The sequence below is a fragment of the Rhodoplanes roseus genome, assembly GCF_003258865.1.
GTDB classification, from domain to species: domain Bacteria; phylum Pseudomonadota; class Alphaproteobacteria; order Rhizobiales; family Xanthobacteraceae; genus Rhodoplanes; species Rhodoplanes roseus.
On record NZ_NPEX01000130.1, the window covers coordinates 1 to 16,020 of the forward strand.

A 16,020-nucleotide genomic window follows, 5' to 3' on the forward strand; every position below is an offset into this window, starting at 1 on the left:
GCGGCCGCGTCGCCGGCGATACGTCGGCCGCGCCGGCGGGCGGGCGCGCCTGGCTAACCGGCGGCTTTGATCCGGGTCGAGGCGACGTAGAGGGCCAGCGCCGTCGCGTTCGACACGTTGAGGCTGGTGATCTTGCCCGGCAGGTCGATGCGCGCGACGGCGTCGCAGGTCTGGCGGGTGAGGTGGCGCAGGCCCTTGCCTTCGGCCCCCACCACCAGCGCGAGCGGCCCGTGGAGCGGCGTCGCCGCCAGGTCGGCATCGCCTTCGCTGTCGAGGCCGACCGTCAGCCAGCCGTTGTCCTTCAGGGTGGTCAGCGCCCGCGACAGATTGCCGACCGTGACGATCGGCACGAGATCGAGGGCGCCCGAGGCCGCCTTGGCGAGCACGCCGGTGGCCTCCGGGCTGTGACGCGCCGTGGTGATCACGGCGGCGACCGCGAAGGCCGCCGCGCTGCGCAGGATCGCGCCGACATTGTGTGGATCGGTGATCTGGTCGAGCACCAGCACGAGCCCCTCCGGGGCGAGATCCTGGATGTCCGGCGATTCGAGCGGGTCGGCCTCGGCCAGAAGGCCTTGGTGGACGGCGTCGGGCCCGAGCATGGCGTCGATCTGCTCGGGGCGGACCAGCTCGGGCGTCACCGGCAACCGCACCCCGTCCTCCTCGAGGCGACGCGCCGCGTTCTCGGTCACCAGCAGGCGATGGAATCGCCGCTGCGGGTTGTCCAGCGCCGCCTTGACGGTGTGCCAGCCGTAGAGGACGGCCGGACCCTCGCGGTCGCGCGGCTCCGGCCGGAAGTGGCGCTTGCCGGGGCCGCGGCCGCCGCCCTTCTGGGACGGGGCGCCCTTGTGGGGGGCGCCGTGCTTGCGTCCGCCCTCGCCCTTGCGCGGCGCCTCGCCCTTGCGAGCCTCGTCGCCCTTGCGAGCCTCGTCGCCCTTGCGAGGCTCCTCGCCCTTGCGAGGCCAGGGGGTCGCCTTTCCGGTGCCCTCGGAGGCTCCGCCGCCCTCGGGGCGCCAGGGGCGCTGTCCGGCCGGGCGGAACGGCTTCTTGGGGCGGTCGCGATCGATCATGACGAATCCGGCTGAGGGTCTGCGTTGCGGACTGGCATAGCGGGCAGGGCGCTGGTCCGCCACCTCCGTCTCGGTCGGTCACCGGTCTCAGCCCGGACCGGCGGTCCAGCCATCCGGCGGCCCGGGGTTTTTCGAGTTGACACCAGGGGGGTGCGTACCCATAAGAACGCCCCGACACGCGGCGCGCCTGCTCGGCGGTTTTCCGAGCACCGGCGCCGACCGCAGCGTGGGGGAGTGTCCCGAGCGGCAAAGGGGGCGGACTGTAAATCCGCTGGCTATGCCTTCGTAGGTTCGAGTCCTACCTCCCCCACCATCTGCTTTCCAACACATTGAAATCGTTAAATTTTTTGTGGAAGATCCCGCACCTTTTGGGTGGGTGCGGGAATAGAATGTGCTGTGTCTGTTCCGCCAGGCCCAAAATGCTCACCATCTTCCGATCGCGTGTAGTGCGGCGTCGTCGGCGCGACAGGTTCCGGCAACTGAAGAAGCACTGTCGACGTCGAGATGCTTGATGTGTGAGGGAGCCCGTGCGCAAAGCATCGTTGCCAGATGGTCTGTCGACGGGTTGGCCGATCGCCGGCCGTCATCAGTGATGACCGAACGACGTTGTTCGGCCGAAGACCGGCCTCACGTCGCCCACGGGGCCATTTTTCGGGCCTGCAGGCGGAGCCACTAGGCTCAAGACGCACCGACATCGCTTCGAGAGGAGGGTGGCCCAGACGGCGTCTCTCAGGCGCACCCCAGAAAGACCAAAGGCCGCCCCGAAGGACGGCCCTGGCTCAAAATGCGCCCCCTCGCGAGGGCAACGGTCGCATCGGTTTCCCGATCGCCGCAAGTAGCTCCCCTTTCGGGGAAACGGACACCCCGGACCGAAGTCCGAGCGCCGCAAGTCGATCCATTACCTGCTGCGGCGACCAGTTTTTGTCAACGGATATTTCGCAGTCGATTTGAATTCTTCAGGTAGATGAACGCATTGAGCATCAGGCGCACGAGGCCGTCGAGCTCTCAAGGCCCCCCCTCGGGGATGGGGATAACGCGCTCGGACGGCAATCGGCTCACCACGATCGTCGTGATCTTGTCGTAGATCCCCCAGGTGGGTCTGCCCTCGGAGGGGCAGGGCACCACGATCGCGGTCTCACGGAGCCGCTCGTCCGCGATATGATCAGAATCGATCTGGTCTTCCAGAACTCGGGCAGATGCGCGTCCTTCGGAAAGTCGCACCACAGGAACTGCCGAATCTTCGGTCGACTTGAGCCGGGGTTGGTAGCGAGGCGGCGTCTGATAGGGGAGGTGCTCATTCGCAGCGCACCGAGGTGTAATAGGCTGGGCCGTCCTTCGACTCGACACCGATCACCGGCTTACGGGTGCCGCAGGCACCTCGCGCGACCTGCAGCGCCGCGGCTTGATTACGGCGCTTCTCGGCGAGCTCGTCCGGCATGACGGTGAAGTTCTCTTCCCGATGGGACCGGAAGTCGAAGCCGCCCGGCGCTTCCGCCATCATGACGTGGTAGGGGATGCCTTCGACCTGCACGCTGGTCCGTTCTCCCGTCAGGTAACGCATCTGGCCACCACCCGCACAGTCCGCCAACAGCAGGCCAGCCAGCACCACGGTCCAAATCCTCAAGGCCCCCCCCCAACTGTAAAAATTACAGTGCCACCCCCGCCGTTCCGGAGTCGTATCGATCATTGTCTGGTGAGATCCCAGATAAAAACTGTAATTCTGCTCCAATTTCACTGTAAGCTCAGAACGATAAGTCCATTCGCGGCGTCCGGCAACGGGTAGAACAGCACAGTCGGAACGTCTTACACCGAGCCGACGGAAACTCGCAGACTAGAGCTACAAACCGAGAGCGGCACCAAGCCCCGAAATACCCACTGGATCTATTTCATTGTCGAGCAGCGCCAGCCCGGCACGCCCGCCGCCGCAGCGACACGCCAAAAACATGCCGGGCTTGCAAGGCAAGATCTTCGCGGACCCCATGAGCACTCATCGTAGGCTCAGAAAGCCTACAGCGACATGGATAATCAGCGCGCCCGGAGTCCTCGCCTCGATGCTGTTTGTCCCTCGACGGATCGACCGAGCCAATCGTCCTGAGAGGGCCGGCGCCTCGCGAATAGGTCTGGAGGACCAACTCGTGGGACGCCGGTTACGTCCGCCGATGACCCTCTACAGAGAGCGGTGAGACGAACCGGATGAGAAGGCACTACCCGCCTCACCTCCTCTGGAGAGAGCAACCGAACCCCGTTCCGCATCACGGGGAAAGGCGGCACATAGGGAGCTCTTCGAGGGATATGCGTCTGCGCGGCGCCGACCATTCTTTCGGTCCACAGCTCGCTATCATGGACTTTGGAACGGTTAGGCCGCGGGGACCGGGGGTCTAAACGCCCTTGCCCCGATGCCGATCCGATCGCAGCCACGGGTGCTGCGGTCTAGGAATGGCCGTGCATTGTCTGCATGGGGCCCCCCGGTTTAGGAACCGGTGGGGTCCGTGGGACCCGGGGCCGTGGCCGCGGGAATGGCCTGCCATACGCCTCATCCGACTGCGCGCTGGGAAGCCTGTGGTGGCTCGAGGAGGCGCCGCCACGAATCGTGGATTTCCATCGCATAACTTATCCAGGCTCTCCGTGGAGCCACCGTGGGCGGCGTCGCAGGTCGATCTTCGGAGGCGTCGGTTACTTACTATCGGCATCAATGCGACGGATTTCTCCTTCGTCATCAGATCGTGTCGTTTCCGTTCTAGCGAGCTTGACGGAACCAGTGCGGCCCAAACGTTCGCGGTCAGCCGAACGCGTGTAGTGCGATGCCATTCTGCCTCCGGACCAACCGAACACGGATTCTAACTCAGGCACCGTCGCGCCGTTTTCGGCCATTATGGTCGCAGCGAGTTTGCGAAGCCCGTGCGCCGACTTCGTCACACCGGCGGCAGCGCACCACTCGCGGAACTCGTTTCCGAAGCTCTCTTTGGTCAGCGGACGCCCTCGATCTCCCACAATGAAGGCGAGGTCCCCGACAGGCCCGGCCGCCAACGTTTCGGCGAGTGCCGGGAGCATCGTGATTGTGACCAATTGCCCGGTTTTGGAGGTCTTGATCCGGATGACGCCATCGCGAACGTGCTGCTTTCCAAGACGCGCGGCATCGCCACGGCGAAGGCCAGTGTAGCGTAGAAGATCAAAGGCCAGTCGCGCGCGCGTCCCAATCGGCCAACGGGATTCGAACTTGGCGACGTCCTCCGGCTCCCAAACCGGGAAGCCGTCGCTACGCTTGGCCTTCGGAGGTCGCACGTCCGCCGTTGGGTCGTCTTTGCACAGATCGGCATCGACGGCCCACCTGAACAGGCCGCGCATCGCGTCGAGATAGTGCCGCGCCTGGGCAGGAGTGTCCCGGCGCCGATCCCGACCCGCAACGACGGCTTTGCGAGTTATACGGGCGATTGGTTCACGGCCGGCGGTTGCAAGGATTTGCCGGAATATGGCTTCTCGCTGCCGGCGCGTCGCCAGTGACAGCTCGGTCCACGCCGATGTCTCTCGATAGCGGGCAACCAGCCACTCGAGAGTGCCAGCAGACGTTTTGCTTTGTGGATGAGCCGCGACCTCGCCGTTGATCGCGGCCTGATAGGCTTGGTCGAACCCGGGTTCCCCTGGCGCCACCAGCAAACGAACTCGCGGTCCGTGCCCGACCCGGACATACCAGACAGTTTTGCCGTGACGTGTCGTCTCGCGATGCAGGCGAGGGGGACGAGATCGGGGCATGTCGCGATCAGAGCACAACTTCGGGAAGATCGTCCACGGCTTCAGGTCGCAATCCGCTGATAGGCGGAGCGTCGGTGAGCAAGACGAGAATGGATCCGTCGGGACGGACTTCTAGCGCGCATGCGCCAGCCTTCTTCGCAGCGCGGATTGCCCGAGCTATCTCGGCTTGGGTGATGTTCGCAGGGCGACCAGACATCTCCGATCTATAGCGTTGGACGCGCCCGCGTGACGAAAAAAAATCCTGAGCTCGCGCCCACCGGCCTATGGCGGATACGGCAGCTTAGAACCACGTCATGCCGAGCTCTGCCGCGGCTGAGCGAGTGGCTTAGTGAGGTCATCACTTGCGCCTTCAGTCTCGACTTCGCGCTTGCGGCTCGGGAGTGCCGCATTCATAATAAGTAAGAACTGAATGTCTGACTGTCGTCGTGCGTCGGCGGCGGCATAGCGGGTCTGAGAAGACGGCACGGCGAATACAGGACGCCGGCTATGAGCCCCCCGCAGGCGAACGGCCATCGCGACATGCGCTCCCCTGCCAAGCAGGACGCCTTGTGGCGGTCGCACCGGCAGTCATTGACTGCGAACGCACCAAAAAGATGGAAGCTCTGCGTTGCCGCATCTTCCTCCGACCAGTCGTTGAGATGGCATGCGACTGGCCGGGCGTCGGTTCGCCGGCGACCATGTGATCCTCTGGATCGGGAAACGGAATTGATGACTTGGTAAATGGACATCACCAAGTCGGGCATGACGAATGCTTCAAGATTCCCTGCCACCTTCGACGGAAAGTCTAACATTCTCCTCCTTGCCTACTATTTTAGATCTGTAGGCTGGGGGGGAGAAAGCCTCTATGGAAAGTCTGGATTGGAAGATTGACTTGATCTGAAAGTTGCTTCCGCGGGCTTGAGGCTGAGGTTGATCCTGCACAAGATACGCGTCGCAGCTGATTGCAGCAACGCGTAAGCGCTCGCTCCCGTTGCGTTCTCCCGGGCGATGGCTGAAGGCACGAGGATGGACTGCTCATTCACAACGTTCTGGGGAAAGGCGTCGCCGCAGAACGAGTCTGGTCCTCAGTATCACCCGTTAGCCTACCATGCCCTCGATGTTGCGGCCGCATTCGAGGCGTTGCTCGGGACATGGGAAAGCGTCGCGCGATCATTGGCGGCAGCGTTCAGTGCTTCGCCGGACCAGCACTCCGACATCATTCGAACTCTCTCGGCACTCGTCGCGCTCCACGACGTCGGAAAGTTCGCCTGGGCATTCCAGGCGAAGGTCCCCGATCTTCTCCCCTCGGTATTCCAAACAACTGCGCGACCAAGTCCCTATCGGCACGACCTCGGGGGAGCTCTTTTATCCGCGGAGGACGAGGATCTGCGCGCCGTTCTCGACGCGCTTGTCGAGGATCCGGTCGACGCGACCGCTGTGCTCGACCCGATCTTTTTTCATCATGGCCGGATCCGTGATGCGAGCTACGATCTGGTCAATGTCTTTCGTCCAGAAGGTGTAGCTGCAGCACGCAGCTTCACGACGGCAATTCGCGAGCTCTTTGGTGCCGCCGCATTGCCTCGCCTTCGACCGGGTGCCGCGAGCACATTGTCGTGGCGGCTCGCCGGCCTGGTGGCGCTCGCCGACTGGCTCGGCTCGAATGTCCGCTGGTTCGATTATGCGCCCGGTAATCGCTCCCTCGAAGATTATCTGGCCGAGATCGCCCGCCCCATGGCACGACAAGCTGTAGCGGAAGCCGGCCTCGCCGCAGCGAAGCCTTCGTCGATCAAAGGGTTTTTAGCCCTGACGAGGTCGTCCTTTCCGGCCACTTCAGCGCAGATCTGGGCCGAGACCGTCGAGCTCGTGGAGGGCGCGGGCCTTTACGTGCTCGAGGACGCGATGGGATCCGGGAAGACAGAAGCCGCGCTCGTGCTCGCGCACCGCCTGATGCAGTCTGGAGGCGGCAGCGGTGTGTTCGTGGCTCTGCCGACGATGGCGACGGCCAATGCTCTGTTCGACCGGATGGCCGAGCTCTATCGCCGCCTCTTCTGCGCCGAGAGCACCCCGAGCCTGGCGCTCGCCCATTCGGCTGCTGCCCTGCACCCAGGCTTCCGTCCAGCGCTCGACCTCGGTAGCCGCGATGACCGCGGCTACGGCCGCGACGCAGGTGATGAAACAGCGAGCGCGCAATGCACCCGCTGGATCGCGGAGGACAGGCGCCGGGCCTTCTTTGCCGACCTGGGTGTCGGGACGATCGACCAAGCCCTCATGGCGGTGCTGGCGGCGACGCACGCACCGATCCGGCAGTTGGGCCTGTCGCGGCGGATCCTGATCATCGACGAGGCGCATGCCTACGACAGCTATATGCAGGAGGAGCTGGCGACTCTGATCGAGTTCCAGGCGGCCCTTGGCGGCTCGACCGTCGTTCTCTCGGCCACCCTGCCGACCGTCATCAAATCGAAGCTCGCAGCGGCCTTCTCAGCGGGCCGGACTGGAACCAAACGGGCGAATTTCCCGATCTGGTCCTCCGAGTATCCGCTCGCGACTACAGTCGGCGACAAGGCCCACGAACTCCCCATCGTGCTCCGTCCCGACCTCGCCCGCACCATCGCGGTGACCCGGATCGATGGTCCCGAGGCTGCAGTCCAGCGGGTCGTCCAGCACGCCCGGGCCGGGGCCGCCGTGGCCTGCATCCGCAACACCGTCGATGATGCCATCGACACCGTTTCGGTGCTGGCAGAGCAGGGGATCGCGGCACAGCTATTCCACGCCCGGTTCGCCCTTGGGGATCGCCTCGCAATCGAACGGGAGGTGGTCGCCCGGTTCGGACGAGATAGCAAAGCAGCCGATCGACGTGGGCGCGTGCTGGTCGCCACGCAGGTGGTCGAGCAGTCGCTCGATCTCGATTTCGATGCGATGGTGACCGACCTCGCGCCCATCGACCTGATGATCCAACGCGCGGGGCGGCTTTGGCGCCACAACAACCGGCCGAGGGTGCTCGATGGGCCAGTCCTCGAGGTCGTCTCTCCGTTCCCGCACGACGACCCCTCACCCAATTGGCTGAGTGCCATGTTCCCGAAGGCGCAATGGGTTTACCGCGACCACGCGCTCCTGTGGCTGTCGGCCCGTGACCTTTTCGACCGCGGCATGCTGAAGGTGCCGGATGATCTGCGGCCGATGGTCGAAGGTGTCTACGGGCCGGATGCCGACGCGCGGATACCTGCGGGGCTGATCCGGCAACGAAACGACGCATTGGGCAAGGCGCTGGCGGCAGCCGGTCACGCGGGCCAGAACGTCCTCAAGTTTCATGACGGCTATCGGCGGGGCAGTGCTCACGTCTGGCGTGACGATCTCGACGTCCCGACGCGCTTGGCCGAGCCAGTGACGACGTTCCGACTGGCGCGCTGGGACCGGAATGCCCTGCGACCTTGGATCGCCGATCCAGATGATCGGCGCGCATGGCGCCTGTCCGAGCTCTCGGTGCGCACGACCCGCGCGGCCGGACGAGCGCCGGGATCGCCGGCCGACGCTGCTGCCGCAGCAATCGAAGCGGCTTGGCGAGGGCGGCACGATTTGGCCGTCGTTCTCCCCCTGGTCGATCCGGAATGCGGAATATCGTTGATCGATGGACGAAATCGCATCGTTTCAGCGAGGTATCACAAGGAAATCGGCCTTTCGGTAGCTGCCGCGCCAGTTTGACAAGGGAACCCGGGGAAAAGCCTAGCTTTGGCTTGACGTTTTCGCGCATTTCGCGACCCTCTCAGGACCAATCCTGCATTGTCCAGGCGGAATTGTCAATCAATGGTAGCGAAAGCATTCTCGCTTCTCGACCAACCCTGGCTCCCGGTTGTGCGACAAGACTCGAGGAATGGGGCCGTTCGGCGGGATTGGATCCGCCCTTGCGATATCACCGACCGCATCGAGACCGAGCCGGTGGTCGCGTTCGACTGGCAGCGCGCAGACTTCGACGCGGCGAGCCGCGAGCTCATGATCGGGCTTCTCGCCACCGCGTGCCCTCCCAGCGATGATCACGAGTGGATCGATCGCTGGCGTTCGCCACCGTCGCACGATCAACTGGCAGCGTCGTTCGCGCCGTTCGCGCATGCCTTCGTGCTCGACGGCGAGGGGCCCCGATTCCTGCAAGATCACGAGGACCTCGTCGCCGAGCCGCAGGGCATTGCTAGCCTCTTGATCGACAGTCCCGGTGAGAACACGGTCGAGAAGAACCTCGACCTCTTCACGAAACGCGACCGAATTCCTGCACTGGCTCGTGCGACCGCAGCCATTGCACTGTTCACCCTGCAGAGTCAGGCCCCGTCGGGCGGCGCCGGACATCGGACCTCGCTCCGGGGCGGCGGTCCACTCACGACGCTCGCGCTGCCTGCGACGCCTGCCTCCCTTTGGCATCTTCTGTGGCTCAATGTTCCCAGCTACCCGGAACCCGCGGGCGGCGACCTGCGCCTGGTCTTCCCCTGGCTCGCGCCAACCCGAACCTCGGAGGACAAGAAGCCGCCGACGACCCCGTCCGATATCGACCCGTATGGTCGCCAGTGCTTCTGGGGTATGCCGCGGCGCATTCGATTGGATTTTCGTCCGGCAGCTTCCGGCGAGGTCTGCGCTCTGACCGGCGCCCAAGACGCGGTGATGGTCGAGGCCTATCGGGCCCGGCCTTGGGGCGTGAGCTACGCGGCAGTGCCGCATCCTCTCTCGCCCATGTATCGGCCCAAAGCCACCGACGTAGCCTGGCTGTTCGTCCACCCCCAGCCGGATGGCATCACATACCGTCACTGGGTCGACCTCGTCGCCGACAGCGACTCGACGTCGCTTCGCCGCCGAGCGGCGTGTGTCGCGGCATCTCGAACCCGACTCGGCTTCGTGCAGCATTCGCGTGCGGCGAGGTTGCTCGCCTGCGGCTACGACATGGACAACATGAAGGCTCGCGGCTTTGTCGAGGCCGAGATGCCCTTGTTCGCTGGCCCAGGATCCCAGCGTCTGGACACGTTCGCACGACGTCTCGTCTCTGCGGCCGAGGTCGTGGCGTTGTCCATGGCGAGGTTCGTCGGCGACGCGCTCGGCATCGATAAATCGGATGCCACCGCGCGTTCGGCTCTGCGGGAACGGCTGTTCACCGAGTCCCAGACGGTCTTCTTCGGCGTGATCGACGATGCGGCCGGCAGACTCGAGTCCGACCCGGATCAACCGGATTTCGCCGAGCCGTTGGCGCGACGATTTCTCGAGGATGTTCTTCAGCCGACGGCGACGCGCCTCTTCGACGAGGCGGTGCCGCTCTCGGATATCGACACTCGCTGGCTCGCCAAGGCAGTGCGCGCCCGATTGTCGCTGACCCTCATGCTGAAGGGACACGGTCGGGACGGCGCTGCGTTGCTCGGCGCGCTCGGGCTTCCGACGGAAGTCTCAGCTGAGAAGAAACCGCGCAAGGGCCGCCGCAAAGGCGCCGAGGAGCCGACATCATGAGCGACGAAGCTGCTGGCGACGTGAATGCATCGGTCGAAACGACGAGGGCGCAGGACTGGTGGCGTGACCTGGATAAGCGAGATCGTGCTGCCAAGGCACGGCTAAAGCGGGCCGACTTCGACGCCGCAGTGATCGACGAGGCCACGCTGCGACTGTTCCGCTACCTCGGACGTCGTCGCCGGCACGACCTGTCACGGGTTGCTGCTCTGGCCATGGTGCTCGCCGCCGTGCGTCAGGACACCGGGCGCAACAAGACGTTCGCCCGGCATATCGGCTTCTCCAGAATGCCGGCCGATCCGCAGAGGCCCGAAGCCGATAACAAGCCGGTGCTCTCGGTGCTCCGATTCAAGCGTCTGATGAGCACCGCCAACAGCCCGGATCCGACGTCCGACGACCTCACCGAGCTCGCTCGCCAGTTCCGCCGCGCCGTAGATCTCCTCGGCGGTTCGGCCAATGTCGAGGACATCAAGAACGTCTTGCTCGGCTGGCATCGGCAGGAGACCCGTCGCGACTTCGCGTTCGAATATTACGGTGCCGGGATAGCCTCCCCGCTGCGAGGTGCGGCACCCGATCCGGAGTCTTCATCCCATTCATCCGAACATCTCGTCTCTGCTTGAGGGCCCCTAGATGGCTACGACTGCCCAGACCGCCCGCTTCCTGCAGCTCCATTTGCTGACGTTCTATCCGCCCGCCAATCTCAACCGTGACGACACCGGACGGCCGAAGAGTGCTGTGATCGGTGGAGAGGCGCGCTTGCGCGTCTCATCGCAGGCCCTCAAGCGCGCCTGGCGCACCTCCGACGTCTTCGCCAAGAAGCTGGATGGACACCGTGGCGAACGCACCCAGCGGCTCGGCGCCGTGTTGGAAGCGCATCTTCTGTCGAAGGGGACGTCGGCGGGGGATGCGCGTGCTATCGCTCGCGAGATCGCCGGCGCCTTCGGCAAAGTGAAGAGCGAGAAGGACGACAACCCGACCTACACCGAGCAGCTCGCATTCGTGTCTCCGGAAGAGCGAGCTGCCGCGATCGCGTTTTCCGAGGCGCGTGCGGCCAAGACGAAGGATGCTCCGGACAAGAAGGCGCTCGTCCTCGCCCTCCTGCGCAAGACGGACACGGCCGCCGATATCGCCATGTTCGGCCGGATGCTGGCCGATGCGCCGGAGTTCAATCGCGAGGCGGCTGTCGCCGTGTCTCATGCGTTCACCACTCATCGCGTGGCGATCGAGGACGACTACTACACGGCGGTCGACGATCTCAAGCGCCCCTCCGAAGACGCTGGTGCCGGATTCGTCGGTGAGGCGGGGTTCGGGTCGGGCGTGTTCTATCTCTACATCTGCGTCGACCGTGAGCTGCTTGGACGCAATCTCGATGGCAATGCTGCACTGACCGGCACGGCGATCGAGGCCTTGCTGGAGGCCGCTGCACAGGTCGGTCCGTCCGGTAAGCGGGCGAGCTACGCGAGCTTCGCGCGCACCTCGTTCATTCTCGTCGAGAAGGGCGATGCCGCGCCGCGCACGCTGGCGGCCGCCTTCGTGCGGCCGATCGGAGCCGAGCGGGGCGTCAACGATTATCTCGCCGCCTCTGTCCACGAACTGCGCGCCACTCGTGAAAAGTTCGAGCGAGCCTATGGTGCCGAGGGTGTGCGAACGCTCGAGATGAATTGCCTGGATCCGAGCGAGGAGGGGACTGCGACGCTCGCGGAACTCGTCCGCTTCGCGTGTGAGCCGTGAGCCATGCAAGCCCTTGTGTTCACGCTCGCCGCGCCGATGATGGCGTTCGGCGAGATTGCCGTCGACGAGCGTCGAGGGACCGCGTCGCGACCGACGCGATCGGCCGTGATCGGTCTCCTCGCGGCCGCGCTCGGGATACCCCGGACGGATCCGCGCCAGGTGGCCCTCGCCGAGGGCTATGACATTGCTGTGCGCACCGACCTGCCGGGGCGGCTGCTGGCCGACTATCACACCGTGCAAGTTCCACCGGCCAGTGCGGTCTCGAGGACTGCCAAGAGTGCAGGGCGGCGACCCGCCACGCGGGCGGAGGAGCTCGCAGTCGGCGATCTCGGCACCAAGCTGACCCGGCGCGACTATCTCACCGATGCGGCCTTCACGGTGCTCATCGTGGCGCGGGACGGCGCTCCGGTGCCGGTCGAGGATCTCGCGAGCGCCCTGGAGCGCCCGGCTTGGCGGCTGTCCGCGGGCCGGCGGTCGTGTCCGCTGGGATTGCCCCCAGCACCCCGCGTCGTGGAGGCAGCGACGGTGGTCGAGGCGTTCATGGCCTACGACCTCGCCGAGGAGGCGATCCCCGAGCGGGCCGCTCTGAAGTCGCTGTTCCGGAAGGATCGTCCGGTCGATGCGACCGCGCCGGCGCCGACGCCGATTGCTGCGGATATCGGTCTCGCTCCGGTGCTAGGCTTTACACCGAGCCGTCGCGAGACCCGACGCGACGCAGTGGCCGATCGCCGGCGCTGGCAATTCGCTCCGCGCGTAGAGTTGGTCGGGCAAGCCGTTGCGACGGGAGACCGGACGCGATGACCAGCCTGTTTCTCACCCGCGCAAAGCTGAGGCGAGATCCCGACGTCGCCACGCTGCAGCGGATCCTGCTCCCTGAAGAGGCCGACCGGCGCCTCGAGGCCTCACACCATCTCGTGTGGTCCCTGTTCGCCGGCGACGCCGATGCGCGACGGGACTTCCTCTTTCGCGAGACGACGCGACCGGACGGACGACCGACATTCCTGATCCTTTCGGCGCGTCCCCCCCGCTCGGAAGCCCGCCTCTTCGAGATCGATACCAAGCCGTTCGCCCCCGAGCTTGCGCCTGGTGACCGGCTCCGCTTTGAGCTCCACGCCAATCCGACCATCCAGGCCGAGAATCCGAAGACGGGGACCAAGGGGCGCTACGACGTGATGACGATGGCCGTGATGCGCCTGACGGAGAAAGCCCCTCAGCTGGAGAAGGCGCGCGCTGTCGAGGACGCGGCGCGCCGCTGGTTGGGGCGACAGGCGCTTTCAGCTGGATTTATGATCCTGGAGCGGTTCGACCCGGAGCTCGAGCCGAAGGCCGATGCCTTACCCGGCTTCGACCGCACGGCCTGCGATATCGACGAGGAGCCGATCGCTCTGCTCTCCAGCGGCTTTCAGTCGGCGGCCGTGCCGGGCAGGCGGGCAGCGCGCTTCGGCCTGATCGACTACGCCGGGGTCTTGACGGTCTCCGATCCGCCGGCGCTCCTCGCCGGGATTGCCAAGGGGTTCGGTCGCGCCAAGGCTTATGGCTGCGGGCTGATGCTGATCCGGCGAGCGTGAGCGATGACCGGGGACTCCGAACGCCAGGGTTCTACGGGGTCCGGCAAAGGTCTCCCCGGGCTCGAACCGCCCCGTCCGCTCACGCTGAAGGAGCGCTCCTCGATCATCTTCGTGGAGCGGGCTCAGATCGATGTCCTCGACGGGGCGTTCGTGGCGCTGGATGCGAACGGAGTTCGCATCCACATTCCGGTCGGCGCGTTTGCCTGCATCATGCTGGAGCCCGGGACGCGTGTGAGTCATGCCGCGGTGTCGCTCGCGGCGCGAGCCGGAACGCTGCTCGTGTGGGTCGGCGAAGCCGGGGTGCGGCTCTACGCATCGGGACAGCCCGGTGGGGCGCGGTCGGACCGGCTGCTTTATCAGGCCCGTCTGGCGCTCGACGACGTCGCCCGGTTGAAGGTCGTGCGCGCGATGTATGCGAAGCGCTTCGGCGAGGCCGCGCCGGAGCGCCGCTCGGTCGACCAACTCCGTGGCATCGAAGGTGTGCGGGTTCGGGAGACATATGCGCTGCTCGCTCGACAGAACGGCGTTGCTTGGCGGCGTCGTGATTACGACCCCCAAGCGTGGGACGCCTCCGACGTTCCGAATAAATGCCTTTCAGCGGCCACGTCGTGCCTGCACGGGCTTGCGGAAGCTGCTGTTCTAGCGGCCGGCTATGCGCCGGCGATCGGATTTCTGCACACCGGTAAGCCACTGTCCTTCGTCTATGACATCGCCGACCTCTTCAAGTTCGAAACTGTGGTGCCGGTCGCCTTCGAGATCGCCGCCAAGGCCGGGCAGGGGCGCATTGCCGGTTCGATTGAGACGCAGGTCCGCCGTGCCTGCCGCGATGCGTTCCGCCGCACCGACCTGCTGACGCGGATCATCCCTTCGATCGAGGAGGTGCTGTCGGCGGGTGGCTTGCCGATGCCCGAACCTTCAGAAGAAGCGATGCCCCCGGCCTTCAGCGACGGGGAGCCCTCCGGGGATGCTGGTCATCGTGGTTGAGAATGCCCCGGATCGGCTCCGGGGGCGGCTTGCGGTTTGGCTGCTCGAGGTTCGTGCGGGCGTCTATGTCGGCGTGTTCTCTCGACGGACCCGCGAGCGGATTTGGAAGCTGGTTCAGGCCTCGATCGGGGATGGCAACGCAGTGATCGCCTGGAGCGCGCCGACGGACGCCGGATTCGAGTTCGACACGGTCGGGACGAACAGGCGCGAGCCGGTCGACTTCGACGGCTTCAAGCTCGTGAAGTTCCTGCCGTTGGCCTCGAGATCTCCTGGCTGACCTCGAGAGAGGTCACTGCCGTGCCGGACGCAAGAAGAACCGGAATCGCCGGTGCGCTGTTTGACATCGTGAGAATCATGTTCTCTCAATAGCTTGCAGGAAGAGCATTCCCCACGCCCGTGGGGATGAACCGACCGAGCCGTCCTCGTAGACCTTGCGGGTCTGGCATTCCCCACGCCCGTGGGGATGAACCGATGCGGGTGACTTCCGTCTGACGGATGGTGGGGCATTCCCCACGCCCGTGGGGATGAACCGGTGGATGCGGCCCGTGCGGCCTCCCAGCCTTCGCATTCCCCACGCCCGTGGGGATGAACCGCCCCCTCAGCAGATGCCCGACCCCAAGGTGATGCATTCCCCACGCCCGTGGGGATGAACCGCGGATGATGCGGGCCGACGCCGAGCGCCACGCGCATTCCCCACGCCCGTGGGGATGAACCGGCGTTGGCCAAGACGGCCGACACGCTGGTGCTGCATTCCCCACGCCCGTGGGGATGAACCGCCGAACGGCAGCAGCACCTCGACGCCGGTGCGGCATTCCCCACGCCCGTGGGGATGAACCGCCGCCGCCACGGGACAGGAGGGCTGACCATGGGCATTCCCCACGCCCGTGGGGATGAACCGGTGTTCTACACCAGCAGCAGCGGGGTCCAGACGCATTCCCCACGCCCGTGGGGATGAACCGGTCATCGGTCTATCCTCCGCCCCTGAGATGCCGCATTCCCCACGCCCGTGGGGATGAACCGGCCCGCATCGGCGCCCGGCCGACCACGGCCCGGCATTCCCCGCGCCGTGGGGATGAACCGGGTCAGCTCAATCACGCCGCGTTGCTGATCGAGCATTCCCCACGCCCGTGGGGATGAACCGCATCACAGCTCTGACCTCCCGGGTCGGGACCGGCATTCCCCACGCCCGTGGGGATGAACCGGCATTCGATGCGCTCGATCCGGGCCTGCGGCGGCATTCCCCACGCCCGTGGGGATGAACCGCCATGTCCGACCCCATCCCGATGCGCGCCGAAGCATTCCCCACGCCCGTGGGGATGAACCGAGCTGCGCGCCACGCCCGGCGACTGGGGCTTCGCATTCCCCACGCCCGTGGGGATGAACCGCTGCTCGAGATGAGCGTGCAGAACCTCGTCGGGCATTCCCCACGCCCGTGGGGATGAACCGTCGCCCGCATCTTGCGGGCGGCC

The 16,020-nt window shown here is 65.6% G+C and carries 11 protein-coding genes, 1 tRNA gene and 2 CRISPR repeat arrays; of the genes, 9 read left to right on the forward strand and 3 right to left on the reverse strand.

From position 1 onward, the window contains the following. Positions 1–53 precede the first annotated feature (53 nt). On the reverse strand, positions 54–1,067 hold the full coding sequence (gene rlmB, locus CH341_RS18015; protein ID WP_210208428.1) for a 23S rRNA (guanosine(2251)-2'-O)-methyltransferase RlmB: 1,014 nt from the start codon (positions 1,065–1,067) through the stop codon (positions 54–56). A gap of 228 nt (positions 1,068–1,295) precedes the next feature. Here rlmB and CH341_RS18020 point away from each other — a divergent pair. Beyond that, a tRNA-Tyr gene (locus CH341_RS18020) sits at positions 1,296–1,380 on the forward strand. Between the two features lie 981 nt (positions 1,381–2,361). On the opposite strand, the gene CH341_RS18025 is transcribed toward CH341_RS18020, so the two are convergent. Together CH341_RS18025 and CH341_RS18030 are read right to left on the reverse strand one after the other, a co-directional pair. Continuing rightward, on the reverse strand, positions 2,362–2,676 hold the full coding sequence (locus CH341_RS18025; protein WP_146604524.1) for a hypothetical protein: 315 nt from the start codon (positions 2,674–2,676) through the stop codon (positions 2,362–2,364). Between the two features lie 1,064 nt (positions 2,677–3,740). Continuing rightward, on the reverse strand, positions 3,741–4,715 hold the full coding sequence (locus CH341_RS18030) for a tyrosine-type recombinase/integrase (RefSeq protein WP_245431124.1): 975 nt from the start codon (positions 4,713–4,715) through the stop codon (positions 3,741–3,743). A 1,107-nt stretch (positions 4,716–5,822) separates the two neighbouring features. On the opposite strand from CH341_RS18030, the gene cas3 reads away from it, so the two are divergent. The 8 genes from cas3 (at position 5,823) to cas2e (ending at position 14,828) form a co-directional block, all read left to right on the forward strand. Then, the gene (gene cas3, locus CH341_RS18035; protein WP_170149686.1) at positions 5,823–8,495 is read left to right on the forward strand and encodes a CRISPR-associated helicase Cas3'; all 2,673 of its coding nucleotides are present in this window, start codon (positions 5,823–5,825) and stop codon (positions 8,493–8,495) included. A gap of 102 nt (positions 8,496–8,597) precedes the next feature. Then, the gene (casA, locus tag CH341_RS18040) at positions 8,598–10,271 is read left to right on the forward strand and encodes a type I-E CRISPR-associated protein Cse1/CasA (protein WP_111420386.1); all 1,674 of its coding nucleotides are present in this window, start codon (positions 8,598–8,600) and stop codon (positions 10,269–10,271) included. Then, positions 10,268–10,888, forward strand: a complete 621-nt coding sequence (casB, locus tag CH341_RS18045) for a type I-E CRISPR-associated protein Cse2/CasB (RefSeq protein ID WP_111420387.1) — start codon at positions 10,268–10,270, stop codon at positions 10,886–10,888. The genes casA and casB overlap by 4 nt, the downstream gene beginning before the upstream one ends. 10 nt (positions 10,889–10,898) lie before the next feature. Further along, entirely contained in the window at positions 10,899–11,999 is a 1,101-nt protein-coding gene (cas7e, locus tag CH341_RS18050; RefSeq protein ID WP_111420388.1) for a type I-E CRISPR-associated protein Cas7/Cse4/CasC, read from the forward strand. A 3-nt stretch (positions 12,000–12,002) separates the two neighbouring features. Then, positions 12,003–12,800 carry a type I-E CRISPR-associated protein Cas5/CasD gene (gene cas5e, locus CH341_RS18055; protein ID WP_111420389.1) on the forward strand — a complete coding sequence of 266 codons (798 nt, stop codon included), beginning with the start codon at positions 12,003–12,005 and terminating at the stop codon, positions 12,798–12,800. Continuing rightward, entirely contained in the window at positions 12,797–13,567 is a 771-nt protein-coding gene (gene cas6e, locus CH341_RS18060; protein ID WP_111420390.1) for a type I-E CRISPR-associated protein Cas6/Cse3/CasE, read from the forward strand. The genes cas5e and cas6e overlap by 4 nt, the downstream gene beginning before the upstream one ends. A gap of 3 nt (positions 13,568–13,570) precedes the next feature. After that, the gene (gene cas1e / locus CH341_RS18065; RefSeq protein ID WP_111420391.1) at positions 13,571–14,551 is read left to right on the forward strand and encodes a type I-E CRISPR-associated endonuclease Cas1e; all 981 of its coding nucleotides are present in this window, start codon (positions 13,571–13,573) and stop codon (positions 14,549–14,551) included. Continuing rightward, a complete protein-coding gene (gene cas2e / locus CH341_RS18070) occupies positions 14,532–14,828 on the forward strand; it encodes a type I-E CRISPR-associated endoribonuclease Cas2e (RefSeq protein ID WP_111420392.1) in 297 nt (98 codons plus the stop codon). Before cas1e ends, cas2e begins: the two co-directional genes overlap by 20 nt. Positions 14,829–14,932: 104 nt before the next feature. Then, positions 14,933–15,572: direct repeats of the CRISPR family, unit length 29 nt; unit sequence GCATTCCCCACGCCCGTGGGGATGAACCG. Between the two features lie 91 nt (positions 15,573–15,663). Beyond that, positions 15,664–15,997: a CRISPR direct-repeat array (repeat unit 29 nt; unit sequence GCATTCCCCACGCCCGTGGGGATGAACCG). Positions 15,998–16,020: the final 23 nt, after the last annotated feature.

Excerpts from the sequence above, each read along its gene's own strand:
- cas2e (WP_111420392.1), top strand. The coding sequence starts at position 14,532 with ATGCTGGTCATCGTGGTTGAGAATGCCCCGGATCGGCTCCGGGGGCGG.
- cas1e (WP_111420391.1), top strand. The coding sequence starts at position 13,571 with ATGACCGGGGACTCCGAACGCCAGGGTTCTACGGGGTCCGGCAAAGGT.
- cas3 (WP_170149686.1), top strand. The coding sequence starts at position 5,823 with ATGGACTGCTCATTCACAACGTTCTGGGGAAAGGCGTCGCCGCAGAAC.
- casB (WP_111420387.1), top strand. The coding sequence starts at position 10,268 with ATGAGCGACGAAGCTGCTGGCGACGTGAATGCATCGGTCGAAACGACG.
- cas6e (WP_111420390.1), top strand. The coding sequence starts at position 12,797 with ATGACCAGCCTGTTTCTCACCCGCGCAAAGCTGAGGCGAGATCCCGAC.
- rlmB (WP_210208428.1), bottom strand. The coding sequence starts at position 1,067 with ATGATCGATCGCGACCGCCCCAAGAAGCCGTTCCGCCCGGCCGGACAG.
- cas5e (WP_111420389.1), top strand. The coding sequence starts at position 12,003 with ATGCAAGCCCTTGTGTTCACGCTCGCCGCGCCGATGATGGCGTTCGGC.
- casA (WP_111420386.1), top strand. The coding sequence starts at position 8,598 with ATGGTAGCGAAAGCATTCTCGCTTCTCGACCAACCCTGGCTCCCGGTT.
- cas7e (WP_111420388.1), top strand. The coding sequence starts at position 10,899 with ATGGCTACGACTGCCCAGACCGCCCGCTTCCTGCAGCTCCATTTGCTG.